A 23,107-nucleotide genomic window follows, 5' to 3' on the forward strand; every position below is an offset into this window, starting at 1 on the left:
GTTGGAGCCTACAAAACGTTGCAGACCAGAAATCAAGCTGCCTTCAAAATCAAAGATATCTACAATGTGGATGACGAGCGCGTCCTTGTCCCCTATCTGGCTTAGCAGCTTTAAGAACTCGTCCTGATCTACTGCCACCGAAGACGTTTCATTATAGTTTTTGATCCGGAAGCAGCGCTGACAGATGACAGGCTCCCTTGTAAGCAATTTTTCCGGAATATATCCCGGATGCTCCGGGCTAGTGGTCTGCATGGTAATACCGCAGCCGCTACATTTGACAGCAGTTCCGCCATCAGGTCTTTCAGTCATTCTTCTTTTCCTCCTCAAGCCATAAGCCTTTCTTACGTAACCTTGCGAGCGCGATTCGCTCCAACCGCCGATTAAAGCGGGTCATGACTCCTTCATCATGGATGGATATCGGCAACACCAACACCGTATGCAATCCCAGTCGGTTGCCACCTAATACGTCCGTCAACATTTGGTCTCCGACCATAATAGTCTCTTCCGGAGTAAGCTCCATCATACGAATGGCTCTGCGAAAAGACGAGTTGGAGGGTTTCCGTGCAGCGTGTATAAATTCAATGTCCAAAGGTGTAGCAAACATGGATACACGGTTCATATTGTTATTGGACACGATGACAAGCTTAAAACCCGCCTGTTTGACCTTTTCGAACCAGGCCACCAGCTCGGGAGTCGCATTCGGCGCTTTTGCGCCGACCAGCGTGTTATCCAGATCCGTAATAATGCCGCGATATCCTTGAGCATACAAGCCCTCAAGATCAATATCAAAGACGGTATTCACCCGTAATTTGGGCATCAGCATTTCAAACAACGTCGGTCACCTCAGTTTCATACGACAAACTATACCATATTACTATGGCTTAGTAAAAAGCTATCCGCAACAAACGGACAGCTTTTTTACCAAGCTTAAAATAAAGTTTATAAATAGGCAGCATTCGAGCCTGGAGAAAATAACTAGTCTTTATCCTTTTGATCTGGCGCAGCTTTTCGTCCAGCTCCTCGTCTCGTCCTTCCTTCTTTATGCAACAGGGAAGCTTGCTCTCGAACCTGACGCCAATCTTCTGCAGTCACTGAAAAGGGACTATAACGCGCTTGCTCAAACCGTCCGAGCAACTGCTGTAAAAGAGCTGCACGCTCCGGTGCTTCGATCGACCATCTGCCAACCGATTCTCGCAGCGTCTCGTGACTGGCACGCGCAAACCCCTTTCTTCGCATGTATCGTAACCAGTGCTCTGTTTCGACAATCACCTTTTCATCTGGAGTCAGCGGCTTTCCTCTGCGCAAGCGCAGCAGGTAAAAGTGGATATCTGCGCGAGTACGCCAGATAATATATGCAGCCCACAGCACAAGGATTGCAGCAGCTATAGCTATGATGACCGGATGAATCTTTAATCCCTCTTCTGAATGATTCTGAGGTGCTTGTTCAGACTGGTCTGGTTCAGGCTGATCTTTCACCTCGGGAGTATCAGGCGTTTTTGTATCCTCCTGTTCCGTAAGCAACGGCATATCAAAGCCCGGCGTAGCTTCTACAGGAACCCAGCCATACTCCCCCATATATATTTCTGCCCAGGAATGAGCGTCCGCGTTGGTTACAGAGTAAGAGGACATATTTTCGTCACCATCGCTCGTTGCTGCTTCATCCGAAAACGTCTGCTGACCAGGCGCATACCCTTTGACCCAACGGGCTGGAACCCCAACCGAGCGAGCCATCACGACTAACGAAGTGGAATAATAATCGCAATAGCCCTCCCGGATTTCAAACAGAAAGGCATCTACAAAATCCTTGCTTCTTTTTCGTGAAAGGTTCGGATTATTGGTATATGCATAATTTTGCTGTAAATACCGCTGTAGCAGTCCGACCTTTTCATACGGTGTTTTGGCTGTTGCTGTTATGTTTTTAGCCAAATCGCGCACTCGCTGCGGCAATTCATCTGGAATTTGTAAGTAAGCTTCCTGTTTGTTTGCCCCATATAGATCACTATAGGTTTTTTTGCGCAGCTCTTTCTCGGGAATTACAGGCACATGGGATACAAGGGTATACGTTTTGGGATAAGCAGTTCTTCGGGAGCCTGGGCTCCAAAGCAGTTCTGCCTGTTCCGGGTTCCAGTGTAACCCGTTTGACTGTGAATCTCTGTCAACAGATTGAACACGATGTATCGAATAGGCGCCAAACAGCACCGGATAGCTCTGATCATTTTGCATCGTGATCGTCTGAACGACCTGCTCGGTCGAATGCCGCGTTTCCTGTGTGTTTTCCAGCTCTGCAGCCATTGACACATCATTCAGTGTTTGATCATCGTTGCCCGCGTCACTCCAGCCTGTACCCGAATACATCCGTTTCGATTCTCCCCGCCAATAGCTTCGCTGATTGGTCGTAATCGTCATAACGGGAGAATAATCAAAATTAAAACCTCCACCCAACCGATTATCCTGGCGACTATAACCCGAAGCAGTGCTCATCCGCTGATTCATCGCCCCAGCTCCATTGTTGATCCCAACGGTACTAGCACTATTGTGCTGAGTCCACGCCGTATAGGGATCCGTCAAGGTGGGCTGTACCTCAGGCATATTCACGCTAACCATGATAATCAGTGCGAAAATGACCGCGATATTGGCTGCGATTTTATATGGATAGCGGCGAATATGCCTCCAGCCTTGTGGATAATGCTGACGAAAATACTGCAAATGCTGCGTTACCAGCCAGCCCATACCGGCAAAGGCGATCCAGGCCACTTCCTCCCAGAGGACCGTTGGGGTGAATGAATCGAGCACCGTCAGTGCAGCAATATTGATACCTACAAATACGATAATCCGCTGCTTTGTCGTAACAATGAGCGGCACCATTTCAATGATCAGCCAAGCGATAAGAGAAAACCAAATATAAGGGGACATATTAGATATGAATTGATCCAAACGGTTGGCTACCCCCCCGAAAGGGATCATGATTGAGTAGGCCACGAGTGTCCGATATAAGATAAAAAAGAGCGTCGCCGCCTTAATGATAAATTCAATCCATGGTCGGAATGGCAGTAAAATTTTCACCAGAGCCAGCATCGTAATGGTCATTAATACAAGTGTTCTTGTCTCCTCCATCCACAATTCGGAAGCAAAGGACACCCATTGCATAGCAATAATTATAATCCACAAAAAGGTAAAGGCCAGCGCCCCGGAACCCTTCAATGATTGTAACCAGCTCTTCACAGTGTCCCTCCTCCCATCACAGCCGGGAGCTCTTCAAGGCTCGGAATATGATAGCCCTGTATTCCCCTTGTACGAAGCATGCTTATCCATTCTTCAGCTTTTTTCTCAGTGGAGCCTTCTCCGATACGGACGTGGCAAGGAGTCATCCCCCGGGTATCCGCCCAGCGAAGAAGCTCCAACGCTCGCTGATCCTTCAACGGGCTGACCAGCACAAAATAGCAGCCTTGCGGAAACTGGCGCACACTGCTCTCCACAGCAGCCATCAAGCTGCCTTGTGAAGTCACGTGTATGTCTACCAAGTGATGCATCATCCGTTGTCGTTCCATCATCTGCTCACTGGGCTGAAAAACCGTTCCCTTCTCTCCGGCCGTGCACAGACCGACCCCCATTCGCTCCCGTCCGCCATATTCCAGCAATGAAGCGGTAGAGGACACAGCCAGTTCAAACTGTTCGGCGTTTATATAATGCTTCGTCTGCAGATCCAGTACAAGCATGGTTTTGGGAACCGTTTCGTGTTCAAATTCCTTGGATTTCCAGCTGCCTGTACGAGCAGTCGCATTCCAGTGAATACGTGAAAAACGATCCCCATATACATAGTCCCGCACACCGTTAATTTGCGTCGTTTCACGCCGTGTCCGAGTTTGAACCGTTTGCGGCCCGGACATCCTTGAACGACGGTCATTCACCTGCCAATACGGAATGAATACCGTTCGGGGCAGGACTCGAAACTCACCGCGCGCGTTCAACCTGCCTTTGTGCTCTAGCAGGCCGAAGATGTCCTCACTGACACATTCAGTTTCCTCAAAATGATAGCTTCCCCGCTCTAAAGCAGGCGTCTGAAATGTAAGCTGTCCGCCCCCCTTCAGACTGGGAATGACGCTATCTTCAAACGACCAGGATTCACCCGTATGTCGCTTGAGGACCTCTCGGACAATGATATACGGCAACGGAAGAAAGCCGGGGATACGCAGACTCAGCATTACATGCACCTGATCTCCTGCATGCAGCAGCTCGCCAAACTCCGAGCCTTGTGAGAGCTGCCGGGAGCCCTGGACACGGCGAACCCCGCTCAGACCAACGATCCATAAATAAACGCCCAGCAGCGTTACCATGGATAACAGCATAACCGACGTCTTGCCACCCTGAAACAACAAATACAGCAGGCAAACCACCCATATGCCTATCAGAAGCCAGATGCGGCCTGACAGGCGGGAAAGCCTGTGCTTTCTTTTGACCATATTCATTCCTTAAGAACGCTCCATTCGTACGGGTACATGAACCTGCCGAAGAACAGACTGAAGCACGGACTTGGCGTTAGAACTGTCGAGACGCGCCTCTGGACGCAGCAACAAACGATGCGTCAGCACATACGGTGCCAGCGCCTTCACATCATCAGGCAGCACATAATCACGGTTGTCCAAAAAAGCATATGCCTTGGCGGCCATTACAAAAGCAAGCGCCGCCCGCGGGCTGGCTCCCAGCAGCACCGATGGATGTTCTCTCGTGGCACGCACAATATCAAGTAAATAGGACGTTACTGCCTCGTCCATATAGATTTCTCGGATTTCCTGTTGGATCGCAGCGATTTGCTCCATATGGGCTACAGCCTTCAGACGGTCTGCCGGCTGACCCACCTGATGATGAAGCAGCATGCTTCGCTCCGTCTCCTTGTCAGGATAGCCCAGGCTGATTTTGAGCATAAAACGATCTAGCTGCGCTTCCGGCAGCATATATGTGCCTTCAAAATCAATCGGATTTTGTGTCGCACACAGCATAAAAGGATGAGGCAACATATGCGTTTCCCCATCCACCGTCACACTGCGCTCTTCCATCACTTCCAGCAAAGCCGATTGAGTCTTCGTCGTGGCCCGGTTAATTTCGTCCGCCAGCAAAATGTTGGTCATCACAGGACCGGGACGAAAATAAAAGCGTTCATCCCGTGGATGAAATATGGAAACCCCCGTAATATCACTTGGGAGGATATCAGGATTACATTGGACACGGCGGTAATCACCGCGCATGGATTTGGCAAGAGCCTTGATCAATTGCGTTTTTCCCGTACCCGGAACGTCTTCGATCAGAATGTGCCCACCCGCCAGCATAGCTGTAAGCAGTAATTTTATTTCAAAGGATTTTCCTAATATGCATGATTCCAGATTCGAACGGATTGCAGATACAATCTGCGCAGATTCTTGACGTACGGGCATAACTGAGTAAACCTCCTAGATAGCAACATGTTTCCTATTATTGTACATGAAGGCGGGCACAGAGTACACTTATCGCCTTTCCCATATCCTTCAAAATGTATCCTTCTTAGCATCATCCCGTGTGCACAGCACATCAAAAGCCCTCCGGTCATCAGACCGAAGGGCTAAGTAACACACATGATTACTTTACTTATCCCAAAGTATTACTTATCCCTAAGTACGCTAATTTTATATGCTTCCTTTTGGACGAACAAACAAGCATGCTAAGAATGAGAAAATAATCGCCGAGGAAATCCCTGCACTTGTCAGACTAAAGATCCCAGTAATGACACCAAGCCATCCGTCTTTTTCCAATTCAGTTAACGCGCCGTGTACGAGTGAGTTGCCAAAGCTGGTAATTGGAATTGTTGCCCCTGCTCCGGCAAATTTGATAAGCGGATCGTATATTCCGACCGCATCCGCAATGGCACCTGCTACCACCAACGTACTCATCGTATGTGCAGGCGTCATTTTAAATGCATCCATCATCAATTGGCCCACGACACAAATAGCACCGCCAACTAAAAAAGCCCATAGATAGATCATACTTGTCCTCCCGCTTCGAAAGCTACAGCATGTGCAATGCAGGGAATACTTTCTCCCTGCTGTGTGGACAAAGGAGACAGCAAAGCCCCGGTTGCTACAACCAGCACCTTCTGCAGTTCTCCCTTTTCAATCCGCTTTAGCAGATGCCCGTAGGTTACCACAGCCGAGCATCCGCAACCACTGCCCCCTGCAATAACTTTCTTTTGCTTATTAATATCGTAAACCATCAAACCACAATCATTAAATTCCGTCTGATTCATATCGAACCCATCTTTTTTAACAGCTCCTTAGCAATCGGCAGCCCCACCGAAGCCAGATCCCCCGTTACAATGAGGTCATAATAACCAGGATCCCGGCCTGTATCCCGAAAGTGAGACAGCAGAGTATCCGCCGCCGCTGGAGCCATAGCTCCGCCCATGTTAAAAGGGTCTTTGATGCCCATATCCATAACGCGTCCAATAGTAGCGCAATCGACCACCGTGCCTGTCTTGGCATGTCCCAGCACTACGGCGCCTGAGCCAGTAACGGTATACTGAGCCGATGGCGGCTTCTGTGATCCATATTCGTTAGGATAGCGGAACTGCTTCTCTGCCGTACAATTATGACTGGTTGTACCCGCCAACACGTAGTCGCCCGCCTCTGAATCCACAATAAGCGCGGCCAAAGCCAAGCTTTCCATTAACGGTTGCACTCCCAATAATGCGCGGTCTCGACTCAAACTTCCAGGTTTGTCCTGCCTGCCTTTTCATTAATGATGCCCCCCCAAACCAAGGACGGCATATATAACACCCACGACAAATGCGGCCACAACCCCGAATACGATAACCGAGCCTGCAAGCTTAAACATATTTGCACCCACTCCGAGCACCAGCCCCTCGGAACGATATTCCAATGCCGCCGAACACATCGAATTAGCAAAACCTGTAATGGGTACAGCGGTTCCCGCTCCCGCCCATTGGGCAATCTTATCGTAGACCCCGATGCAGGTTAATATGACTGATAGCAAAATCATCATGGATGAGGTCGGCGCAGAAGCATCTTTGGCAGAAAGGTGCATCCCTGCCATAAAAGCCTCTTGAATCGCCTGCCCAATCACATAGATGACGCCCCCAACCAGAAACGCACGCACACAATTGGCGAATACTTTTCTGGAGGGTTCATGCTTTTGGGAAACACTCTGATAGTCCTTCTCATTTATGGACAGCGGAGACGTGTTGGTACGAAAACCGCGCTGCCCGGATTTAGCTGGCATTATTCACCACCCCTTATTCGTAAGTTCCGCGCTTGGCGGTTCGGATTGCTTGGGTCTTTTTCATTAGGAGCTTTTGGAGAAATGTTATGTCAGGAAAATGATATCGTGGACATTCCGTAAAAATGCCTTCATACTGAACACATGACGACCACTGGTTAATTAATAAAGGAGTGAGAAATACATCATGGAATCAAAAACTTTGGAATTGTTTAAAACCTTAACGGAGTTCCCTTCCATTCCCGGGCACGAGCGTGAACTGCGGGCGTGGGTTAAAGATCGTATATCCGGTTATACGGATGAAATTGTGCAAGATCGCTTGGGCAGTCTTTTTGGCGTACTACGTGGAGAGGAAAGCGGACCACGTGTAATGGTGGCTGGCCATCTGGATGAGGTTGGATTTATCGTGAACAGCATTACGGAAAATGGAATGATTCGTTTTCAGCCGGTTGGAGGCTGGTGGAGTCAGGCCATCATGTCACAACGTCTTCAGGTGCTGACCCCTCATGGGCCAGTTATCGGTGTAGTCGGCTCTGTCTCGCCTCATTTGCTGGATGAATCTCAACGCAGCAAGCCCATGGAGATCAAGCATATGTATCTGGATATCGGCGTTGACAGCCGTCAGGAAGCGCAAAATCTGGGGATCGTACCTGGAACGGCCATTGCACCGATTTGTGAATTTACGCCACTCGCGAATCCTAAAAAAATCATGGCAAAAGCATGGGATAACCGCTATGGTGTAGGCTTGGCGATTGAACTGCTGGAGGCATTGCATAAGGAAAAGAACAAACTTCCTAATACGTTGTATGCAGGAGCTACTGTCCAGGAGGAAGTGGGACTCCGTGGTGCACGCACAGCGGCCAATCTTGTTCAGCCGGACATTTTCTTTGCACTGGATTGCAGTGCTGCCAACGATATGGCCGGTGATCCGAATACATACGGGCAGCTGGGCAAAGGCGCACTGCTGCGGGTATTTGATCCAGGTATGATTACACATCGCGGGATTGTAGAATATGTACAGGACATGGCGGAAACACACAAAATAAAATATCAATATTTTATTTCTACAGGGGGAACAGATGCAGGGCAGGTACACTTGAGCGGAATTGGCGTACCCTCTACCGTCATTGGCATTTGCGGACGATACATCCATACTTCCTCATCTATTATTCACACTGATGATTACGATGCAGCCAAAGAGTTGATCATCAAGCTGGTGCAAAATCTGGATCGTACCACGCTGAATACGATTATTGAACAAGGCTGAAGATGTAATATAGAGTTTCATCCTATTAAAAAACAGTCAAAACACGTATACGTGCATTGACTGTTTTTTTGATTTGATAGACCAGCATAGAAGTCTCAAATTAAATGCTTATAACGAAGCAAAGCAATAACGACAAGTACAGCTGTTAAAGCGATGCAGACGTTCTCTACCTTTGCCCCCTTGCGGGTTCCGGTACTCATCAGCTTAAACCGCAGCTTCCATTTGAAGGGTGGCAAAGGTTTAATACCGTTGTTCGTCAAGGAATCAGCCAGCAAATGCAGCAAGTACGCCATACCTCCCGACAGCCAAATGCTATCGCCATGCAGACGGGTCGTGCCATACAGCAACGCAGCCCATGCCACTGTCCCGTAGACCGTGTGTGTCAATCCCCGGTGCGGGACAAGCGTACAGATGATCAGTAGACACCCGGCAATGTAATTCCATGGCGCATATGCTTCTCCATACCAGGCTAAGCCAATCCCAATTAAAAAGATAATGGCCTTGCGCATAGTTCGTGAAGGCATAAAGGAAGCGCTAATCATCAGCAAAGCGAGAACAAGATTCCACGGCGGTGGGGCCATATGGGTGAAAAATACCCAGCCGGCAGCCCCAATCATCAGAAGCTGTACGAGTCTAAGCATTTTCGTAGGCAACGCACGACTCACGAGCATCGAGTTAGGTTCATCAATATCCGGCAACAGTGAACCGACCACAGCAGCAGCCACCGCAGCTGGTGTCACTTCGTGTCCACTCAAAGCTAATACCGACAGGGAGACCCCGGTTCCAATAATCAAATGGGCTCTTCCCATCATGGTGCATAACATCCTTTCGTTGCAGCATACAACAGAGCTCAACATGACTCTATTAGAATCAGCATGATTCGATTGTATATGACAAACAAAAAGAGAACAATAGTTCGCTTATTCTATTTATAAGACATCCTCCAAAAGTCCTATTCCAAACATGCGCTCTCTAGTGCAGGCACTCCCTCCCAAAAACACAACATTTGGCCTGTACCAATGTTGACAAAGAACTTATATATTCTTCTTTTTTCCTTAAAGGCCTATTGTACAATTTTAAATATTATGTAATATAGTGTTTATATTTACTATATAAATCCATTAAATGAACAAGGAGGAAATGATTATGCAAAAAAAATCTGCATTCCGCAAGTTTAAAACTGTCGGTCTGACATCACTGCTCAGTCTTGTTTTGTTCGCTCTTCCCGCTTCAGCTGCTTGGAATGATACATATACGGAATATGCCACCTATACAGGATCAGGTTACTCGGGAGGGGCTTTATTATTGGATCCCATCCCTTCGGATGCCAAAATTACAGCTCTTAACCGCACACAGCTAGATTATAACGGAATCAAGGCTGCATTAGCTGGTGCCTATTTGGAAGTTCAAGGCCCCAAAGGAAAAACGACCGTATATGTAACAGATCTTTACCCTGAAGGTCCAAGCGGTGCGCTTGATTTGTCCCCGAATGCTTTCAACCAAATCGGCAATCAAATTGATGGAAAAATCAATATTTCGTGGAAGGTTGTCAAGGCTCCGGTTACTGGCAATGTCTCCTATCGCATTAAAGAAGGCAGCAGCAGATGGTGGGCAGCCATTCAAGTACGCAATCATAAATACCCGGTCTTGAAAATGGAAGTCCAACAGAACGGACAATGGCTCAATCTTGAAAAATAGGACTATAACCACTTTTTAGGCACTAATTTAGGCAACCAACCTCTCAAAATCCGGATTACGGACATTCGTGGTGTCGTACTGAACGATACCATTCCAGCTCTAGCAGAAAATGGCTCAGACGGAGCCTATATCGTTAAAGGTAACATGCAATTCCCTGACTGATTATACAACCGTTATCTTTCCTTCTATCATTTGAACTGACAAACCCGGCCGGGAACCGACGCAAGCAAATCTGCGTACGGTGTTCCTGGCCTTTTCGCGAAAAAGTCGCTATTGTTCACAAAAAATCGGTTTGTTCACTGTCCTGTTCACAGCAACACACGTATAATGAATACATAAAAAGGGTGTACTCAACAGCTATGTGCACACAGACAGGAGGCCTGTCCACATGAGCAATTTCAAAAAGCATCACAAGCTTCACAGCAAATTGCTGATCAGCATCACGTTATGTATCACGCTTACGTTGCTGATATCTACCACTGTGTATTATTTCTACTATATTCGAGTGGAAAAGGAGCAGGCATTCGAGGCCAATCACGGCAGCTTGTCATTGAGAAGCAAAGAGGTCATTAACATGACATCTATCGCTCAATCGTTGGCGTTTCAAATGTATCGCAGCAGTACCCTGTCCAAGTTGTTGTATTATCCCAAGCCCAATGTATATGATGTAACCGCTGCCATGAGTGAATTAAATAATTATCTCAATTCGATGCCGTATATTGAATCCATCTATGTGTATAATCCCAAAAGCGGAACTTTTTACATTGTATCCACACGAGGCCAAAATGGGTGATTCAGCAAAAATGAACTGGCAGACACAGATATCATTCGCGTACTGGATCATTACCAGGGCTATAAACCATTCACACCTATCTCGCGCACGTATCCGCTGCTATCTTCCTCGGACTCCATAGCTGGAGCAGAGCAAGCAAGCATAGATATCGCAGCTTATACGTATTTATGCTATGACGCAATCAGCTCCAATGAAGCCATGAATTCGGCCGTGATTGTGAACGTGTCTGCGGCCGAAGCCATCCCCACATCAAAGGTTACTTTCAACGAACGGTACACATAAGTGTCCAGAATATCCGTCGTATTGTACAGCACCCCATTGTTGCCGATTAATTGATAAAATAGATCGAATTGTCCTTTCATAATACTGCTGAGCGCAAACAGCAGCAGCACGACAAACGTCGATTTGAGCATAGGGACGGTAATGTACCAGATTCGCTGAAAAATGTTGGCTCCATTCATTTTCGCCGCCTCATAATATTCGTCACTGATCCCCGTAATCGCTGCCAGGTAGATTACCATGCTGTAACCGAGATTTTTCCACAGGTAGAACAGGATAATCAGAAAAATCCATACCCACGGTTTGTTGTATACATCCATGCGTTCACCACCGAATTGCAGCAGCAGCGTATTCAGAAAACCGTTATCATAATTAAATATGTTATACACGATCACGCTCAGAATAACGAAAGAAACAAAGTAAGGCAGGAACATCACGGATTGAGCGATTTTTTTAAAGTAACGCCCTCGCAGCTCATTTAGCAAAATAGCGAGAACAATCGCTAACACATTGCCAAATAAAATAAATGCTGCGTTGTATCCAACCGTATTCAATGTCAACTTCGTCAGCGTACCGGATTGCCATAGAAATTGAAAATTCTGAAGTCCGACGAACTTGGCATCGAACAAGCTGGTATTGAAGTCAAACTGGGTAAATGCATAATAGATGCCCACTATTGGAATGTAAGAGTTAATGAAGAAAAACACCAAGGTCGGCAGCAGCATCAGAAATAATATCCGATTACGAATCAATTCATGGAAAAATCCTTTTTTCTTACCGCTTGCCAGCCTCCTCTCGTTCAGACGGGAATCTGTGGTAAGCATAGCGGAACTCTTAGGTAAAGGTTGATTCAATGTGAGTCACTCCCCCTCTGTATACGTTACCGACAGCATAGTTTGCAGCATCGCCGCCGTATGACCTTATTTTATGTAAGCGCATTCAAAATGAAAAGTGAAACCCTCCATGCTTCATGAACAAAGGAGTGTCCCAAGGAGTGAACAATTCGGATATTTGTGAAGTATTGTGTAATATAAGGCGCCAGTTAGACGCCTCATTCTATTCCTTTTGCCCACCCTGGAAGGTGGTTTCATCCTGTTTTACCCGAAATCCGTTCTTCTGTGCCTGCTCCAGCAGTTCGGCGGCATTATCCTGCGGCTTATATCCGATTAGCTCTTCCAGGTAGCTGATATCATAATAATTATCGGTGTTGGCGGATGTGCCGTACAAATTAAGATAGCCCATGTCCGAGCGAGCCTCGATACTGCAGATGGTCAGATGAAGCATATCGCGTTCGGAAATCCAAATATGCGCGGCACGCTCCGAATGAGGCTGATCATCCCCGGGAAAATTGCCGATACGAATGTTAAATGAGGATATTTTACCCTGATCAGCATACAGTCGGCCCAACAGCTCAATGTAGCACTTACTCAATCCATAAAAGCTGTCCGGTCGGCAGGGATCTTCCACATTGACGGTCTCACCCACTTTATAAAAGCCTGTCGCATGATTGGAGCTGGCGAAAATAATACGCCTCACCCCATTCTGTACCGCCGCTTCATACAGCTTATAGGCTCCGCTTACATTGCCAGACAGCACTTTGCCGAGAAAATCCCCTTCATCCTTGATCCATGCAAAATGCAGTACCGTATCCACTCCACGTGTCAGATCATCCAGTCGTGCTGCATCATGTATGTCCATTTCGACAATTCCTGCCTCATCATCCCTTTTCAAGTCAGCGGCGGTGATTACATATTTCCCTTCGCGTTTCAGCCCTTCATATATTACTTTCCCAATTGTACCCGTCGCCCCCGTTATCAACAATTTGCGTTTCATGGTCTGCTGCTCCCTTCCTTGATTGGCTGTATGCTGTCATCCATATCTTAATCTTAACCAACTCCTTAGGTAGGAAACCTCTTTAACAAGGCAACTGGCTGTCTTGTTAAAGAGGTTAACGGTCCGGCTGGTTACTCAACCGGAGCTATGAGTTCCTGCGGATCAGAAATTTTACGATCATAATCACGGATGCGGAAGGTAAGCGGCTGTGGATAATGCTTATCCACAGTGTAGTAGAAGAAGCTGGTATCGTATTTTTCCTGTGATTTATATACATATACTTCGTTTGACCAGTCATATCCTTCAGTAAGCTTGTGTTCGGCATGATTGCCATCCGTAAAAATGGGATCGAGAGAAAACGTACGGTGTTTTTGGCCGTTATGGGTAAGCTTCAGTGCAAGTACCTGAGCTTGAGCTCCCGCAGCAAGCCCTGATTTTTTTTCTGCCGGGAGTGTCACTAACGAGACGGAATCATCCGGACCGGCAAGAATTTGTTTTTTATTCATGTCGACAACTAATGTTGACTTCGCTTTTTCAATCCCGCGGATTCCTGAGGTTTTGAAGCGGATCGATTGTATATGCAGATCTTCCGCACCATCATAATCTTTGAACAGTGTCGTAATCCGACCATCGGAACCGCTAAACGTCGGCATCAGAGTCGAGGAAAATAGGTATTTTTTCCCCTGACTTGGATGTTAACACCAGGTTTGAATTCAGCAGCTCATGAATATCAAACGTATTCCTTTCATCATAACGATAAACGAGGCTTATCCCGGCCGGGGACACAACTGCCTTTTCCACGTCAACCTTTTGACCGGCAATTTCCATTGTATTATTGATGCTGAATACGCGATCGTTAGACACCAGCGATTGAGGTGCAAGCTCAAAATTGAGGCTAAAACGGCTTTTATTTTGGGTTTTACCATCAAGAAGGGCTGGGTCCTTAAACGCAAAATGAACCGGATTTTTAGGGAAATTGATATTTGTCGGTAAATCCTTGCTCGTCCGTGTAGGGGTCGACGTTGCGTTCAACTGCAATTTCAGCGTATCCGCTTTCTTTGCTACATAAAATTCCATGATCCCATAGCTGATGCCGGGCCCAAACTGACGGAGTGATCCTTTCGTCATTGCCGAGCGTGTTCCATTGATGGATGACACGTCGATTTTAGCAAAACGGGCTAAGGCTGGCTTTGAACGATCCACCAAGGAAAAATGATCCAAATCGACGGGCGTTGTGCCTTTATTTTCAAAGCTGAAAAGCAAGGTAATCCGATCACTTCCGGCATAAAAACCGTTTATCGTGAGTTTACAGCTTCCTTGTACTTGAGCGATCTCCAGCGATTGTACCGCATTGAGTTCGAAAGCGCTACGAATGGCTGGCTCCCGCTCGGCCAGTAATTGAAAGCCGCTGAATTCCTTTGAATCCAGTTGAATGGTGTGATTGCCCGAATGAGCTGCCGACTGTCCTGCGAGGGGTACCATACCATGATGAACGGCAAAAATGGAGCCTAACACGGCTGCCGCTCCCAGTATGGCTGTTCCCAGCAATCCTCCTTTTTTCCTTAATCCCTTCTTTTTTCGTTGTCCCTCCGCAATCCCCCGCGAAATCGCAAAGTCCAGAACACTATCATCTATTCTTTTTTCCGCAATCTTCATTTCATGACTGGCCGTCATTAATAAACTTTCTTCCTCACGCATGGTTAAGCCCTCCTTCTGCAATTCCCATTTTGCGTCTCAATTGCTTTAATCCCTGATACACCCAACTTTTTATCGTTCCCTCCAGCTTTCCGAGAACAAGTGCAATGTCCGGTATCGTCATATCGTGCATATACTTCAGAATCAGAACATGCCTGTATTTGGGCTTCAGTTTGGCGAGCGCATTTTGCACATCAAGCATGCTGTCACTAACCATCTCATTCGTATGGATATCAATGTGACCTTCCGTCAAAACAAGCCTTTTACGGCGCCTCTGTTCATCAATACAGACATTGATGAGAATACGGGTCACCCAGAAATCGAAACTGTTCGCATCTTTTACATGCTTGCGCTTCATCCATGCTCTGCAGGTGGTCTCCTGTACCGCTTCGACCGCGTCCGCTTGATTCCGCAAGTAGCTAAATGCGATACCGAACATTCTTCTTTTTTGCGCTGATATTTTCTGAAAAAATAGATTTTCCTCCACTCCTGTACTGCCTCCATTTCCAATGTGCTACATGTTTTCTCCCTTGAATCCATCCGGTTACACCAGATTGATCTTTAGCTACAGGAAAGACGGTACTCCTGGGCAAATCGTTTTATGGAGCTCTATCTTTTTGGATTGTCCTTCCTATACTATAAAAAATGCACCCCCTAAAATGCATCGCTTAGACCCCATAGGAGTCAGCAAGTCAAACGTTCACTTTACTGTGCTTCCTGCTGCATATAAAAAAGGACCCTGCCACCTTTGCAGAGTCCTCACTTGTTACTTCTCTATCGTAATTATATTCAAGCCTGTCGCACTACTTTCGCTCTACGATTAACCAAATAAATGCTAAGCCCGATTAAGACCAGACCGATGAGCAGGAAAGCCGTAATCGCTTCCCCCAGCACCAACGAGCTGACGAATACCGAGATCACAGGCACCAAGAACGTATAAGACGCCACCTTACTCGCATCTCCCGAATTAACAAGTGCGAAATACAGCAGCCAGGAAAGCGAAATTCCCAGCACCGTACCGAATATTAGCCCTGACAAATACGGTACATTCCATACAATATCTGACCAGCTTTCCGTCACCGTTCCGACTCCCGTCAACACGATGCCTCCCAGTGTACATTGAAAGGCAACCAGCCACAGCGAATCCACACGCTGGTTTACTTTTTTCACATATATCGTTCCCAAAGCCCAGCTGACGGCTGTAATAATCGCGATGATCACACCCGCCACAGCCACATGTCCTGAAAAGCCTCCTACACTGACTGCTGCAACGCCCAAAAATCCGATAACCAATCCAGTTACCTTGAGTCCAGACATCGCTTCACCCAGCCACATCCAGGCAAAAATGCCGACCAGTACGGGCTGGAGGTATACCAGCACAGAAAACAGCCCGGATGGTACGTACATCAGCCCCACCGTTTGCAGACCATAGAAAAGTACCACATTAAAAATACCGGAAATGGCATACACCCGCCAATTTTCTTTCCAACGGATGCGATTCCAGCGAGGCGCTAAAATCGCCCCCAGCAGCAAACCTCCCAGCAGTGTACGTAGCCCTGCAAACAGAAGTGGAGGCGTGAATTGCAATGCCACTTTATAGATGGGCCAGGAAATGCCCCATAATACAACCAGCAGCGCGATCATCATCATTCGCTTGGCTGTCGTCAACTCTCCCATGATGCTCTCGCTCCTCTATGAAAAAATCATTAGATTTTATATTTTACCCCTATAAAACAACTTTATCAAACAAAATATGTGCGTTTTTCGGGTTGAGGAATCCATGCAGTTGTCTATGTTACAATATACCAAAAAGAAAGATAGAGCTTATAAGGATAGGAGGTTGTCTGCACTTGATTTATATCATCAAATTTTTGTACAGCTTCGTGCTCCCTCCCGGTTTGTTTATTCTCGCTATGGCTGGACTTGTAGTCTGGTTATGGAAACGTACACGTAAACCTGCTATCGTGCTGCTTGTGGTCACATTGCTGCTATATGCTTCCTCCACCAATTGGGTTGGAGATTCGCTAATCAGCAGTCTGGAAAAGCAGTATCCACAGCCTCGCACCATTCAAGGCGATGTCATTGTCGTGCTGGGAGGCGGAGCCACAGCGGGGACCCCGGACATCAATGGACAAGGCAATCTGCTAGGCTCTGCAGCCAACCGACTACTCACTGCAGCCAGATTGCACGAAGCAACAGGCTTGCCGATTCTTTTTTCGGGTGGACAAGTGTTTGGCGACAGTGGTAATGAAGCGGATATTGCCCAAAGGCAGCTTCTCGGACTTGGTATTCCGGCAAAGGATATCCTGATCGAAAACCGTTCCCTGAACACACAGCAAAATGCCGTATTTACAGCTCAAATTTTGAAACAGCATCAGCTCACAAAACCCATTCTGGTGACCTCTGCTTTCCACATGCCACGTGCTGCGCTGGAATTTCAGCGTGCAGGCATGCTGGTCACACCTTATCCGACCGACTATCTGGCAAGTGAAAATTTATCACTGTATGCCGCCAAGCTCTCGCCGTCTGCCGGAGCCATGTCTACAACCGCAACAGCCCTCAAGGAATATCTAGGAATTTTGGCATTAAAGCTTAAATAATGGGGTGCCTATGGTGTAACAGCACACACGAACAAGCGTCTTGGCCCGCAGGGTGTATAATCCTGCAAGCTGTCAAGACGCTTGATTTTCCATTACATTTCCTTTGGTAAGAAAATTTCCGATATTTGTTCTTCCGAGATCACCTTAAAGCCTTCTTTTTTTAGCAAAGCCGAGGTTACTCCATTACCCGCAATTTTACGGTTTTCGAATGCCCCGTTATAGATGGCTGCTGATCCGCAGGACGGACTGTTTTCTTTTAAAACGATAAGAGTTGCGTTAACCTCTCTAGCTATGCTTAAAGCCTCGTATGCACCTCTAATGTACATATCACTAACGTCGTTACCCGAGAACTCGATCACCTTGGCTGTACCGTTCAGCACATCCTCTCCCGTCCCTCCAACAATTTCGGCAGGCTCTCTCGGAGTCATAAAGCCCCCCAACAGCTCAGGGCAAATCGTCATAGCCTTCTGTTCATCTACCAGCTTCTGAATATGTATATCCAGGCTATCCGTACCGTTGTATCGTACCTTCATGCCTGCCAAACACGAGCTGACTAAAATCATTGATTTCCTCCTTGAGCCCACTGCTCTGTTCGCAGCTTAAGTAGTTTAAGTATAAACAAATTTTCTCCTTGCGTCATTGTACGAAAATTAAACTTCGGGAATGTACTCAAATAGGATAAATCCGTAAATTGTTATGAAGCAGTTTTAAGAGTACAGGCACGGATGGGCACCTGCCCACATACAATAAACAGACCGCAAGCCCGGTAAGTAACAAAGGCTGGTAAGTTCGCAACTACCTCAGGAGGTGTCATCCGTGCCCGGACTATTTAGCGCTATAGCTCTGTTCATCAAGGAATTGACGTTACTCGTCTCTTACGTGAAAAACAACGCCTTTCCGCAGCCATTGACCGAGAAAGAGGAAGCACGACACCTAAAGCTGTTTGCCGAAGGCAATGCACATTCCCGCAACACACTCATTGAGCATAACCTGCGGCTGGTGGCTCATATTGTGAAAAAATTTGATAATACAGGCGAAGATCTGGAGGATCTCATATCCATCGGCACGATCGGACTGATTAAGGCTATCGAAAGCTTTCAGACCGGGAAAGGCACAAAGCTGGCAACGTTTGCAGCCCGTTGTATAGAAAATGAAATTCTAATGCATTTAAGATCTCTCAAAAAAACACGCAAAGACGTATCTCTGCATGATCCTATAGGAACGGACAAAGAAGGGAATGAAATTACCTTAATTGATATCCTCGGTACCGATACAGACGATATTGTAGATAAGGTACAGCTTAAAATCGAAAAGAGTAAAATCTATCGCAATCTGGATATTTTAGATGAGCGTGAAAAAGAAGTGGTAATTGGTCGATTCGGACTGGAAGCCGGAGGAGATGAACGTACACAACGCGAAATTGCCCGAGAACTCGGGATTTCTCGTTCGTATGTATCACGGATTGAGAAGCGTGCACTAATGAAATTGTATCATGAATTTTACAAGCAGAAGGGGTAATAAATCAGGAAGCTTTCATACTGGGAAGGACACGATGCTGGTAGCGTTCCTGAAGAAACACGCAAAAACCAATCCTACCCTGATTCCATAGGAACAGATAAAGAAGAGAATGAAGTGAGCAACCATTCTCTTCTTTGAGAGACAGTAGATAATGAAATACAGGAGCCTGACCATCAACGGTCAGATTCCTGTTTTTATCATGCAGTTCTAAATGGAGATATCCCATTTCTGAAACGAGGCAATCGTACACTTTCCACTCGCAAACGCACGAATACCCGTTGATTCCAGTCCAGGATACAGATTGCGGTAAGCTTCCCCTTGCGCAGCCATCCGCTGCGGGGACAGCATAAATACGTGTCGGTTGCCAAGCGGAAACAAATCCGGACACTCCCAATTGTCGCCGAAGCGTCCGTCACTCATAGCCAGTACATTGACATACGTCCAGCTTCTCAGGTCTTCAGAACGGTAAAGCAGTACAAGCCCGTTCCCATTGGCATCATTAGAACCAATAACGGCGTAATATTGATCTTCGTGCCTGATCACCTTAGGGTCACGAAAGTCCTTGCGGCTGGCCGTGTCCGGTATAGCGTCATAACCGATGAGCGGGTTGCCCTCCCACTTTTCGAACGTTACGCCGTCTTCCGATACTGCGATTCCTTGTGACTGCTTGTAATCCTGATCTTTGTCGGGTCCGGTTACAACATGCCCAGTATACATCAGGACAAGCTTCCCGCCTTGCTCAACCGCACTGCCCGAGAAACATCCGTCCCGGTCGAACTCACCATCAGGAGCCAATTCTAGTTTGTTTGATAAGACCTCCTCCCCTAGAATTATTTAATCGAACCTTGCATAACACCCTGAATAATATATTTCTGGGCGAACAAATAGATGATAATGATAGGAAATATCGTTAGTACCAAACTTGCCATCAGCGGACCGTAATCCACTGTATAGGTTCCGTAAAAGTTGTAAGTGGATAACGGAAGTGTCCTTTGCTCCGGATCAACCAAAATAAGGGAAGGCAGTAGAAAATCATTCCAGATCCACAGCACATTGAGAATGGAAATGGTGGCTGTCGTAGGCATCAATACCGGAAACACGATCCGGAAGAATGTCTGAATTCGCGTGCAGCCGTCAATCAGCGCCGCTTCCTCCAACTCCTTCGGAATGCTTTTCACGAATCCATGATAAATGAAGACGGCCAGCGAGCTGCCAAAACCTATATACATATAAATCAGTGACCACTTGTTGTTCAGCAGATCAAGTGAGCCGTAAATTTTCACCAATGGAATCATGATGGCCTGAAACGGAATAATCATGGAAGCAACCATTAGCATAAACGTATATTGATTGAACTTGGTGTTGTTTCTGACAAAATAATGAGCCGTCATCGCCGCGAACAGTGAGATAAACAAGACACTTAACACTGTTATGACCAAAGAGTTGGTGAAAGCATCGACGTAATTCATTTTATCAAACGCATTCACATAATTAGCCATATTGAATATCTCTGGAAGCGATAACGGATTGGAGGTAATGGCTATGTTTTCCTTAAAAGAATTGATCAGCAGAAAAACGAATGGCACGATGAACAATATGAGCACGACTGTCAGCACAATGAACTTGATGATGAAGGAAACGGCTTTTTGACTTGTCATTATGCCTCCACCTCCAACTTCTTGCTAAAATAAACCTGAAGCAGGGTGATGAGAGCAACCATCAGGAATAGTACGAATGCTTCCGCCTGCCCCACACCATAATCACGGGAAAGGAAAGCCTTTTCATACACATGCATCGACACCATTTGAGTACTGCTGAACGGTCCGCCTTTCGTGAGCGCAAGGTTCACGTCATAGACCATAAATCCGCGCTGCAAGGACAAAAATATACATACGATGAAAGAAGGAACCATCAAGGGAAGGACCATTTTCCGCAGTCTAATCCAGCTGTTCGCCCCATCAATGCTTGCAGCCTCCATAATATCATTCGGCACACCGGTCAGTCCCGCGATGTAAATGACCATCATGTAACCCGCGTTCTGCCACACGGTTACAATCACGAGTGCCCAGAAAGCTTTGTCGGGATCAGCCAGCCAAGTTGTGCTGAGTGACTGAATGCCAGCATGTTGTCCCAAGTAGACAAGTACGTTGTTGAAAATAAACTGCCAGATAAAACCGAGTACAATGCCGCCAACAAGGTTGGGCAGGAAAAATCCCGCCCGGAAGATACTCTGTCCCTTTAATCCTTTTGTCAGCACATAGGCCAGCATAAAAGCGATAACATTGATAAGAACTACGGTATAAAACACATATTTGAGCGTCAAGCCGAACGATTTCCAAAACTCAGTATCCCGAAAAACGGCAAGGTAGTTTTGGACACCCACCAGCGATAGTGTCGTGGAAATACCGTCCCAGTTCGTGAACGTCAAATAGATGCCGTACAAAAACGGAATGATCATTACCGTTATGAAGGCCAACAAGGTTGGACCAGTAAACAGCAGCCGTGACCGGAGTCGGTTCCACACTCCCTTTTCAACAATCATGATGATCCCCCTCTTTACTCCGGGTGGTTTCGAAAAAACTTATTTTACGTTTTTCCAATAGTCTTCGATTTCTTTTACCAGTGTTGCGCGGTCGCCCTGTTTCGCCAGATATTTCTGCATGGAAGAACCTACCTTGGACCAGTGGTCAGCAGGCAGTGTACTCATCGACTGCTCTGACTTGCCTTTTGCGATATAATCCTGGATGGACTTGCCAAGCGGGTCGGCCGCAGGTAATGTAATATTTTTGAACGCCGGGATAATGTTCGCTTTGTTCACGAGGAAATCCTGGCCTTTCTTCTCGTAGACAATCCAGTTCAGGAACTTCTTCGCCGCCTCCTGCTGCTCCGGCGTAGCCTTCTCTTTGTCAATAACAATGCGTTTGGATACAGCGGACGAAATCTCCTGATTGCCGTAGTCATTGGCATTGTTGCTGATCGGTACAGGCAGGAAACCATATTCTTTGTTAGCGGTATCAAAACCACTGATTTGCGGCCATGCCCAGTTGCCCATGAACCAGATGCCAACTTCACCTTTGCCAAGCAGCTCTGGTCCGCGTTCATAAGTCCCTGCCAGCGGGGAAGCCTGATCGATATTGTATTTCATCATGACGTCAAATGTATCCATAAGTCCGTTAAATACCGGATTGTTAGCCAAGTGGGCTTTGCCCGCTTTCAGTGACGCTATGAACTTGTTCACTTCAGCCATGTCTTTGTTCTGGCCAGCATAAGCAAGAGGCAAATAATGAGCGCCCAGGGACCAGTCCATTGGAGAAATCACCAGTGCTTTCTTTCCGGATGCCTCTATTTGCTGAAACAGTTTTTCAAGGTCATTTCGGGTTTTAATTGTGGCGGGATCAAAGCTTCCACCTACTGCTTTATCAACAACAGCTTTGTTGTAAATGAATCCGTAGCCTTCAACAGCCAGCGGAAATGCGTAATTCTTACCATCAAATGTCGTAGCTGTAGTTGCGTTCTCAACAGTGTCCGCATTCCACTTTTCTCCGCTCAGATCAAGAATACGGTCCTTGAATTTATCGACATCGCCTGTATCCAGCATGATCATGGTCGGTGGATTTCCGGATGCATACAATGCAGAGGCACGCTCAAAAGGTGACCCACCGGTCGGAACCGGCTGGATTTCAACCGTGATGCCCGGATTGTCTTCATGGAATGCCTTGGCGGCATCCCCCAGCTGTGTAAGGATCTCACCTTTGGAATTCAAAAGCGTAATTTTCACATTTCCCGAATCCGCTGATCCTCCTCCAGAAGCCGAATTACCGGAGCTTCCGCATGCGGACACTACCATAACCAAAAGAAGCAGCATTACCATCCATTGAACTCTTTTGAATTTCCTCACTTTGTCATCCCCCTTGTTCTTAGTTGCTCTGATCATCTAAATAAAGCGCTTACAATTGAATTGTATGTCAAAGGGTTGACTTGTGTCAATTGTTTGACATATTAAACTTTTACATGTACTTAAAAAAAATCCGTCTCCCCTTGTTAGAGGAACAGATTTCAGTCAAGTCATTGAACGCTCAATCAGTTCAACAGGCAGCAGATTAACAATCTGCACCTGTTCTCCCGAGGTTATTAATAAATTTTATCGTTTCATCATCAAAT

The 23,107-nt window shown here is 46.7% G+C and carries 22 protein-coding genes and 3 pseudogenes; 5 read left to right on the forward strand and 20 right to left on the reverse strand.

The window, feature by feature from the left end:
- The 8 genes and pseudogenes from L693_RS28375 to spoVAC form a co-directional block, all read right to left on the reverse strand.
- Positions 1-309: pseudogene (locus L693_RS28375) on the reverse strand (ribosome biogenesis GTPase YqeH); the annotation flags it as partial.
- The gene (locus L693_RS0120375) at positions 302-832 is read right to left on the reverse strand and encodes a YqeG family HAD IIIA-type phosphatase (RefSeq protein ID WP_025719503.1); all 531 of its coding nucleotides are present in this window, start codon (positions 830-832) and stop codon (positions 302-304) included. The gene L693_RS0120375 and the pseudogene L693_RS28375, both read right to left, overlap by 8 nt.
- Positions 833-975: 143 nt before the next feature.
- Positions 976-3,222: a DUF4129 domain-containing transglutaminase family protein gene (locus L693_RS0120380; RefSeq protein WP_025719504.1), complete on the reverse strand. Its 2,247-nt coding sequence runs from the start codon at positions 3,220-3,222 to the stop codon at positions 976-978.
- Entirely contained in the window at positions 3,219-4,466 is a 1,248-nt protein-coding gene (locus tag L693_RS0120385; RefSeq protein WP_025719506.1) for a DUF58 domain-containing protein, read from the reverse strand. The genes L693_RS0120380 and L693_RS0120385 overlap by 4 nt, the downstream gene beginning before the upstream one ends.
- Before the next feature lie 3 nt (positions 4,467-4,469).
- Complete coding sequence (locus L693_RS0120390) at positions 4,470-5,429, reverse strand: AAA family ATPase (protein WP_025719508.1); 960 nt, start codon at positions 5,427-5,429, stop codon at positions 4,470-4,472.
- Positions 5,430-5,657: 228 nt separating this feature from the next.
- Positions 5,658-6,014 (reverse strand): stage V sporulation protein AE, encoded by a 357-nt coding sequence (spoVAE, locus tag L693_RS0120395; RefSeq protein WP_025682025.1) that lies wholly within the window; start codon positions 6,012-6,014, stop codon positions 5,658-5,660.
- Positions 6,011-6,693, reverse strand: a pseudogene (locus L693_RS0120400) (stage V sporulation protein AD); the annotation flags it as partial. The pseudogene L693_RS0120400 and the gene spoVAE, both read right to left, overlap by 4 nt.
- A gap of 69 nt (positions 6,694-6,762) precedes the next feature.
- Complete coding sequence (spoVAC, locus tag L693_RS0120405; RefSeq protein ID WP_025719510.1) at positions 6,763-7,266, reverse strand: stage V sporulation protein AC; 504 nt, start codon at positions 7,264-7,266, stop codon at positions 6,763-6,765.
- A gap of 184 nt (positions 7,267-7,450) precedes the next feature.
- Between spoVAC and L693_RS0120410 the strand changes: the two genes are divergently transcribed.
- Positions 7,451-8,530: a M42 family metallopeptidase gene (locus L693_RS0120410; RefSeq protein WP_025719511.1), complete on the forward strand. Its 1,080-nt coding sequence runs from the start codon at positions 7,451-7,453 to the stop codon at positions 8,528-8,530.
- Between the two features lie 95 nt (positions 8,531-8,625).
- Here L693_RS0120410 and L693_RS0120415 read toward each other — a convergent pair whose 3' ends face one another.
- Entirely contained in the window at positions 8,626-9,342 is a 717-nt protein-coding gene (locus L693_RS0120415; RefSeq protein ID WP_025719513.1) for a metal-dependent hydrolase, read from the reverse strand.
- Positions 9,343-9,676: 334 nt separating this feature from the next.
- On the opposite strand from L693_RS0120415, the pseudogene L693_RS0120420 reads away from it, so the two are divergent.
- Both L693_RS0120420 and L693_RS31630 read left to right on the forward strand, forming a co-directional pair.
- Positions 9,677-10,390, forward strand: a pseudogene (locus L693_RS0120420) (expansin EXLX1 family cellulose-binding protein).
- A gap of 226 nt (positions 10,391-10,616) precedes the next feature.
- Positions 10,617-11,021, forward strand: coding sequence for a hypothetical protein (locus tag L693_RS31630; RefSeq protein ID WP_025719514.1), 405 nt, complete (start codon positions 10,617-10,619; stop codon positions 11,019-11,021).
- Positions 11,022-11,191: 170 nt separating this feature from the next.
- On the opposite strand, the gene L693_RS0120430 is transcribed toward L693_RS31630, so the two are convergent.
- From L693_RS0120430 to L693_RS0120455, 6 genes are all read right to left on the reverse strand, one after another.
- Positions 11,192-12,154 (reverse strand): ABC transporter permease, encoded by a 963-nt coding sequence (locus L693_RS0120430; protein ID WP_049825233.1) that lies wholly within the window; start codon positions 12,152-12,154, stop codon positions 11,192-11,194.
- A 202-nt stretch (positions 12,155-12,356) separates the two neighbouring features.
- Positions 12,357-13,133, reverse strand: coding sequence for an NAD-dependent epimerase/dehydratase family protein (locus tag L693_RS0120435; RefSeq protein WP_025719516.1), 777 nt, complete (start codon positions 13,131-13,133; stop codon positions 12,357-12,359).
- Between the two features lie 131 nt (positions 13,134-13,264).
- Positions 13,265-13,786 (reverse strand): hypothetical protein, encoded by a 522-nt coding sequence (locus L693_RS0120440; protein WP_025719518.1) that lies wholly within the window; start codon positions 13,784-13,786, stop codon positions 13,265-13,267.
- The gene (locus L693_RS0120445) at positions 13,773-14,831 is read right to left on the reverse strand and encodes a hypothetical protein (RefSeq protein WP_025719519.1); all 1,059 of its coding nucleotides are present in this window, start codon (positions 14,829-14,831) and stop codon (positions 13,773-13,775) included. Before L693_RS0120445 ends, L693_RS0120440 begins: the two co-directional genes overlap by 14 nt.
- Positions 14,824-15,315: a sigma-70 family RNA polymerase sigma factor gene (locus L693_RS0120450; RefSeq protein WP_025719521.1), complete on the reverse strand. Its 492-nt coding sequence runs from the start codon at positions 15,313-15,315 to the stop codon at positions 14,824-14,826. Before L693_RS0120450 ends, L693_RS0120445 begins: the two co-directional genes overlap by 8 nt.
- Positions 15,316-15,617: 302 nt before the next feature.
- Entirely contained in the window at positions 15,618-16,505 is an 888-nt protein-coding gene (locus tag L693_RS0120455) for a DMT family transporter (RefSeq protein WP_025719523.1), read from the reverse strand.
- A 173-nt stretch (positions 16,506-16,678) separates the two neighbouring features.
- On the opposite strand from L693_RS0120455, the gene L693_RS0120460 reads away from it, so the two are divergent.
- Complete coding sequence (locus L693_RS0120460) at positions 16,679-17,428, forward strand: YdcF family protein (RefSeq protein WP_025719525.1); 750 nt, start codon at positions 16,679-16,681, stop codon at positions 17,426-17,428.
- A gap of 92 nt (positions 17,429-17,520) precedes the next feature.
- Here L693_RS0120460 and L693_RS0120465 read toward each other — a convergent pair whose 3' ends face one another.
- Complete coding sequence (locus L693_RS0120465; RefSeq protein WP_025719527.1) at positions 17,521-17,991, reverse strand: DUF523 domain-containing protein; 471 nt, start codon at positions 17,989-17,991, stop codon at positions 17,521-17,523.
- Between the two features lie 253 nt (positions 17,992-18,244).
- On the opposite strand from L693_RS0120465, the gene sigK reads away from it, so the two are divergent.
- Positions 18,245-18,946, forward strand: a complete 702-nt coding sequence (gene sigK, locus L693_RS0120470; RefSeq protein ID WP_025719529.1) for an RNA polymerase sporulation sigma factor SigK — start codon at positions 18,245-18,247, stop codon at positions 18,944-18,946.
- A gap of 207 nt (positions 18,947-19,153) precedes the next feature.
- On the opposite strand, the gene L693_RS0120475 is transcribed toward sigK, so the two are convergent.
- Genes L693_RS0120475 through L693_RS0120490 form a run of 4 tightly spaced genes read right to left on the reverse strand, consistent with a single transcriptional unit; the run spans position 19,154 to position 22,844 of the window.
- Positions 19,154-19,741: a glycoside hydrolase family 32 protein gene (locus L693_RS0120475; RefSeq protein WP_025719530.1), complete on the reverse strand. Its 588-nt coding sequence runs from the start codon at positions 19,739-19,741 to the stop codon at positions 19,154-19,156.
- A 35-nt stretch (positions 19,742-19,776) separates the two neighbouring features.
- Positions 19,777-20,604 (reverse strand): carbohydrate ABC transporter permease, encoded by an 828-nt coding sequence (locus tag L693_RS0120480; protein WP_025719531.1) that lies wholly within the window; start codon positions 20,602-20,604, stop codon positions 19,777-19,779.
- Positions 20,604-21,488 (reverse strand): carbohydrate ABC transporter permease, encoded by an 885-nt coding sequence (locus tag L693_RS0120485; RefSeq protein ID WP_025719533.1) that lies wholly within the window; start codon positions 21,486-21,488, stop codon positions 20,604-20,606. The genes L693_RS0120480 and L693_RS0120485 overlap by 1 nt, the downstream gene beginning before the upstream one ends.
- A gap of 39 nt (positions 21,489-21,527) precedes the next feature.
- Positions 21,528-22,844 carry an ABC transporter substrate-binding protein gene (locus tag L693_RS0120490; protein WP_025719535.1) on the reverse strand — a complete coding sequence of 439 codons (1,317 nt, stop codon included), beginning with the start codon at positions 22,842-22,844 and terminating at the stop codon, positions 21,528-21,530.
- Between the last annotated feature and the right edge of the window lie 263 nt (positions 22,845-23,107).

The sequence above is a fragment of the Paenibacillus sp. 1-18 genome (genome assembly GCF_000520755.1).
GTDB lineage: Bacteria > Bacillota > Bacilli > Paenibacillales > Paenibacillaceae > Paenibacillus > Paenibacillus brasilensis.

Excerpts from the sequence above, each read along its gene's own strand:
- L693_RS0120480 (WP_025719531.1), bottom strand. The coding sequence starts at position 20,604 with ATGACAAGTCAAAAAGCCGTTTCCTTCATCATCAAGTTCATTGTGCTG.
- L693_RS0120465 (WP_025719527.1), bottom strand. The coding sequence starts at position 17,991 with ATGATTTTAGTCAGCTCGTGTTTGGCAGGCATGAAGGTACGATACAAC.
- L693_RS0120445 (WP_025719519.1), bottom strand. The coding sequence starts at position 14,831 with ATGCGTGAGGAAGAAAGTTTATTAATGACGGCCAGTCATGAAATGAAG.
- L693_RS0120440 (WP_025719518.1), bottom strand. The coding sequence starts at position 13,786 with ATGCCGACGTTTAGCGGTTCCGATGGTCGGATTACGACACTGTTCAAA.
- L693_RS0120385 (WP_025719506.1), bottom strand. The coding sequence starts at position 4,466 with ATGAATATGGTCAAAAGAAAGCACAGGCTTTCCCGCCTGTCAGGCCGC.
- L693_RS0120415 (WP_025719513.1), bottom strand. The coding sequence starts at position 9,342 with ATGATGGGAAGAGCCCATTTGATTATTGGAACCGGGGTCTCCCTGTCG.
- L693_RS0120390 (WP_025719508.1), bottom strand. The coding sequence starts at position 5,429 with ATGCCCGTACGTCAAGAATCTGCGCAGATTGTATCTGCAATCCGTTCG.
- L693_RS0120485 (WP_025719533.1), bottom strand. The coding sequence starts at position 21,488 with ATGATTGTTGAAAAGGGAGTGTGGAACCGACTCCGGTCACGGCTGCTG.
- spoVAC (WP_025719510.1), bottom strand. The coding sequence starts at position 7,266 with ATGCCAGCTAAATCCGGGCAGCGCGGTTTTCGTACCAACACGTCTCCG.
- L693_RS0120455 (WP_025719523.1), bottom strand. The coding sequence starts at position 16,505 with ATGGGAGAGTTGACGACAGCCAAGCGAATGATGATGATCGCGCTGCTG.
- L693_RS0120410 (WP_025719511.1), top strand. The coding sequence starts at position 7,451 with ATGGAATCAAAAACTTTGGAATTGTTTAAAACCTTAACGGAGTTCCCT.
- L693_RS0120435 (WP_025719516.1), bottom strand. The coding sequence starts at position 13,133 with ATGAAACGCAAATTGTTGATAACGGGGGCGACGGGTACAATTGGGAAA.
- L693_RS31630 (WP_025719514.1), top strand. The coding sequence starts at position 10,617 with ATGAGCAATTTCAAAAAGCATCACAAGCTTCACAGCAAATTGCTGATC.
- spoVAE (WP_025682025.1), bottom strand. The coding sequence starts at position 6,014 with ATGATCTATCTATGGGCTTTTTTAGTTGGCGGTGCTATTTGTGTCGTG.